The organism is Pseudoduganella sp. RAF53_2 (assembly GCF_052113985.1).
Classification (GTDB): Bacteria; Pseudomonadota; Gammaproteobacteria; order Burkholderiales; family Burkholderiaceae_D; genus Rugamonas.
Genome location: NZ_JBFRDW010000586.1, coordinates 1 through 3906, shown reverse-complemented (window position 1 = coordinate 3906; position 3906 = coordinate 1). Strand labels below are relative to the sequence as shown.

Genomic DNA, 3906 nt, shown 5'->3' with positions numbered 1-3906 from the left:
CCTTCAGCGCTTCCAGCATATCGTTCAACTGTTCATTCTTGCGCTGGCCGTCCTTCAGCTGCGTATTGAGCTTGTCGACGTGGTCGTACAGGCGGCGCTGTTCCGCGCAATAGCTGGACAGCATTTGCGCCAACGATTTGAACGGCGTCGCATCGGCCTCGCTCGACGTGGCCACTGCGTCGAACTGGGCCTGCGCGCGCGCCAGGTCGGCGGGGCTGCGCGTCAGCGCCAGCACCATGCCCGACTGCAGCAGATTCTTGGGCGTCTTCTGCTGCAGCGACAGGCCACTCAATTCCTTCAGCAGCTCGCCTTGCGTCATCTTGCGCAGCGACTGGTGATAGGCCAGCAGCGGCCCCACTTCATCAATGGGCGCAGGCAGTATCGTGATCGGCGCACTGACCGCAGGCGGCGTGATGGTCGGCAGGGCAGGCTGCGGTGGCGGCCGCTGCGTCATGCAGGCGGCGCAGAGCAAAAGCGGCGGCAATAAAGTCTTAGCGTTCATATGGGAGTTCGATTCGAAAGTGGGCGCCTTCAATGGAGGGCAGAAGCTGCAGCGTGCCGCCATGTGCGCTGATGTATTCGCGCACGATGGAAAGGCCGATGCCGTTACCGCGCCGCGCGCCGGCGGGCTGGCGTTCACCCTGGTAGAAGGGCTCGAAAATATGTTCGGCGTCGTTGGCGGCCACGCCGGGACCCTGGTCGCAGCAGTCGATCAGCAGGGTGCCCGCATGTTCGCCAACGGTGAAGCGCACTTCGCCGCCTTCGGGGCTGAAGCGTACGGCGTTCGACARCAGATTGCCGACCACCACGCCCAGCTTGTCCGCATCGGCCATGATGAGCGCTGCGTTGCCTTCGACCGAAATCTTGAGATTGCGCGCTTGCCATTGCAGGCGCTGGCTGTCCACCACCTTATGCAGCAGCTCCGCCGCATCGGTAGGCTGGCGGTGCAGATGCTGGGCTTCGAAATTGGCGGTGTTATAGCGCAGCAGGTCTTCGATCTGGTTTTGCAGCGAGGCCGTGTTCTGGCGCAGGATGCCTGCCACTTCGCGCTGATTGGGCGCCAATGGGCCGGCCACTTCGTCCTCCAGCAGCGACACGCCTTCCACCAGCGCCGCCAGCGGCGTTTTCAGTTCGTGCGAGATGTGGCGCAGGAAGCGCGCCTTGTCCGCTTCCAGATCGGCCAGACGCTGGCGCAGCCAGTTCAGTTGCTGGCCGAGGCGGCGCAAGTCGTCCGGCCCTTCCACTTCAATGGGACGGTCATAGCGGTTGCCACCCAGCTGGCCGATGGCGTTTTCGATCTGGCCCAGTGGACGCGACAACCACATGCCAAAGCCCAGCGCCAGTGCGGCGGCAACCGCGATGGATGCGATCACCTGGCCGGTCAGCACGCTGCGCTGGCGATCCAGCTCCTGCAGGATCTGGTTGTTGCGGTAATCGACTTCGCGCTTCACTTCGTCGGCCAGCCCTTCATTGATGGCGGGCAGACCCGCGAGGGCGATGTTCAGCATCTGCTGGCGTGCGCCGCGGCGTGCGCGCGGCACCTGCATGGCGGACCACGCCGCCTCGCCATGTTCGCGCCAGGCGCGAAAGGATGCGCTTTCGGCACGCGGCAAGCCATTGGCCAGCGCGTCAAGGGCGGCCTGGCCGTCGCGCCACGCATCCATATAGCGCTCGCGGAAGGCGGGATCGTCCAGCACCAGGAACTGGCGCGCGCTGCGCTCCATCGCCACGCTGCGCTCGGCGAGGCGCTGCGCATTGGCGGTCAGCAGCACGGCGTCGCGGCCGATCTCGCGGCTTTGCGCAGACAGCTTGTCCAGCGTCAGCAGGGCGTGGACGGAAGTAGCGCTCAGCAGCAGGGCAATCAGCAGGAAGACGCCAAGCAGCAATTGGCGGAATGAGAGCTTGGTAATCATTTGTTGCGGACGCCGTGAGAGGCTTAGTTATCCGGACCATCATAGGGGAAATTGTTGCCGTGCCGCGTCCGATTGGCCGGACTGTGCTAAGATAGTTAGGTAGACTAACTATCTAATTATCATGGCAGACGAACAACCCATCAATCCACGTGCGCTGGAGATCGCCGGCGAGCTGCGTACCGCCCTGAAAATGCTGATGCGCGAGATGCGGCGCGACAGCGGCATCATCGAGAGCGACATTCCGATGGCACAGGTCATCCTGATGGCCACGCTGGCCGAGCATCCCTGCACCGGCGTGGCGGAGCTGGCGCGCATGGAAAAGGTGAGTGGCCCCACCATCAGCGCGCAGGTGAAGGCGCTGGAGGCTGCGGGTCTTGTTGAGCGCTGCGAGGCCGACCCGGCGGACCGCCGCCGCAGTGGCCTGCGCCTCTCCGCGCTGGGAGAGGGCAAGATACATCAACTGCGCGAACAGCGGCTGGAGTGGATCGCGCGCCGCATCGCCCGTCTTTCCCCGGCCGGTATCGAGGCCATCGCGGCCGCCATCGGCCCTTTGAAGGAGATTGCAGAATGACCCAAGCACCCGACGCGCAAATCACGGGCGCCGAGATCCGTGCCATTTACTTTGCCATGATGACCGTGCTGGGGCTGAGTGCGCTCGACCAGAGTATTGTGTCGACGGCGCTGCCACGTATCGTCAGCGATCTGGGCGGCATGGCGCACTTGTCGTGGGTGGTGACGGCCTATGTGCTGGCGTCCACCGTGACCATGCCGCTGTACGGCAAGCTGGCCGACCAGTACGGGCGCCGTCCGCTCATCTTTGCGGCGCTGGGCATTTTCCTGCTCGGTTCAGCGCTATGCGGGCTGTCGCAGAATATGCTGCAGCTGATCGTGTTCCGCGCCATTCAGGGCATTGGCGCGGGCGGCTTCATGCCGCTGGCGCAGATCATCATCGGCGACGTGGTGCCCCCGGCGGAGCGCGGCAAGCGCATGGGCATGATTCCGATTGTGTTCGCAGTGACCAGCGTGCTCGGTCCCGTGGTGGGCGGCCTGATCACGGACTGGCTGTCATGGCACTGGATTTTCTACGTCAACCTGCCGGTCGGCGCACTGGCATTTCAGGCGATTGCGCGCTCGCTGCACAAGCCGCAGATCAAGCATGCGCACCGCATCGACTATCTCGGCTCGGCGCTGCTGACCGGCTCTCTGACCACGCTGCTACTGGTGCTGGCGCTGGGCGGCACCGAGTGGCCATGGGATTCGACGCAGGTCTATGTCTGCCTGGCACTGGCCGTCGCCATGGGTATCGCGCTGCTGATTCACGTGCGCAGCGCGGCCGAACCCGTGCTGCCGCCGGACCTGTTCCATAGCAGCGTGTTCAATGTCGCCAGCATCGTGATGGCGTTTACCTTCACGGGGCTGATGGGCGCGACCATTTTYTTCCCGCTGTTCTTCCAGGTGGTGATGGGCGCCAGCCCTTCGCAATCGGGCTTGCTGACGGTGCTGATGATGGTGGGCCTGATCATGTCCTCGATCACCAATGGCCGCGTGATGGCGCGTACCGGCAAGTACAAGGCGGTGCAGGTGGCTGGCCTGGTCGCCGCGACGATTGCTTTCGGCGTGCTGGCCTGGGCAATGGAGAAGGGCCTGGGTTATTTCGTGATCGAGCCGGCGATTTTCCTGATGGGCATGGGCCTTGGCCTGGTCATGCCGAATATGACCATCGCCGTGCAGAACGCGTTGCCGCTGGCGCGGCGGGGCGTCGGTACGGCGATGCTGACCTTCTTCCGCTCGCTGGGCGGGCTGCTGGGTGTGACGGGCTCCGGCGCAATCCTGGCGCGCCAGCTGCATGCGCACGGAATCGAGGCGGTGGCTGCGGTCGGCGCGCACGGCGGTGCAGCCGTTGCCGGCGCGGCCAGCGCGGCGACTGTCGCGGTGTACCGCCATGGCATCGCCAGCGTGTTTGCCGCCGGCAGCGTGATGGTCGGCCTTGGTC

At 64.7% G+C, this 3906-nt stretch carries 4 protein-coding genes; 2 read left to right on the top strand and 2 right to left on the bottom strand.

The features are described 5' to 3' along the window. Together AB4Z11_RS25900 and AB4Z11_RS25895 are read right to left on the bottom strand one after the other, a co-directional pair. Positions 1–502, bottom strand: a 502-nt coding sequence (locus AB4Z11_RS25900) for a hypothetical protein (RefSeq protein WP_442028689.1), incomplete at its 3' end; no start/stop codon positions are given. After that, positions 492–1913, bottom strand: a complete 1422-nt coding sequence (locus tag AB4Z11_RS25895) for a HAMP domain-containing sensor histidine kinase (protein ID WP_442028687.1) — start codon at positions 1911–1913, stop codon at positions 492–494. The genes AB4Z11_RS25900 and AB4Z11_RS25895, both read right to left, overlap by 11 nt. Before the next feature lie 121 nt (positions 1914–2034). Here AB4Z11_RS25895 and AB4Z11_RS25890 point away from each other — a divergent pair, with 121 nt between their 5' ends. Next, on the top strand, positions 2035–2484 hold the full coding sequence (locus AB4Z11_RS25890; RefSeq protein ID WP_442028685.1) for a MarR family winged helix-turn-helix transcriptional regulator: 450 nt from the start codon (positions 2035–2037) through the stop codon (positions 2482–2484). Continuing rightward, the coding region (locus AB4Z11_RS25885) for an MDR family MFS transporter (RefSeq protein WP_442028683.1) at positions 2481–3906 on the top strand (1426 nt) is incomplete at its 3' end. The genes AB4Z11_RS25890 and AB4Z11_RS25885, both read left to right, overlap by 4 nt.

Excerpts from the sequence above, each read along its gene's own strand:
- AB4Z11_RS25890 (WP_442028685.1), top strand. The coding sequence starts at position 2,035 with ATGGCAGACGAACAACCCATCAATCCACGTGCGCTGGAGATCGCCGGC.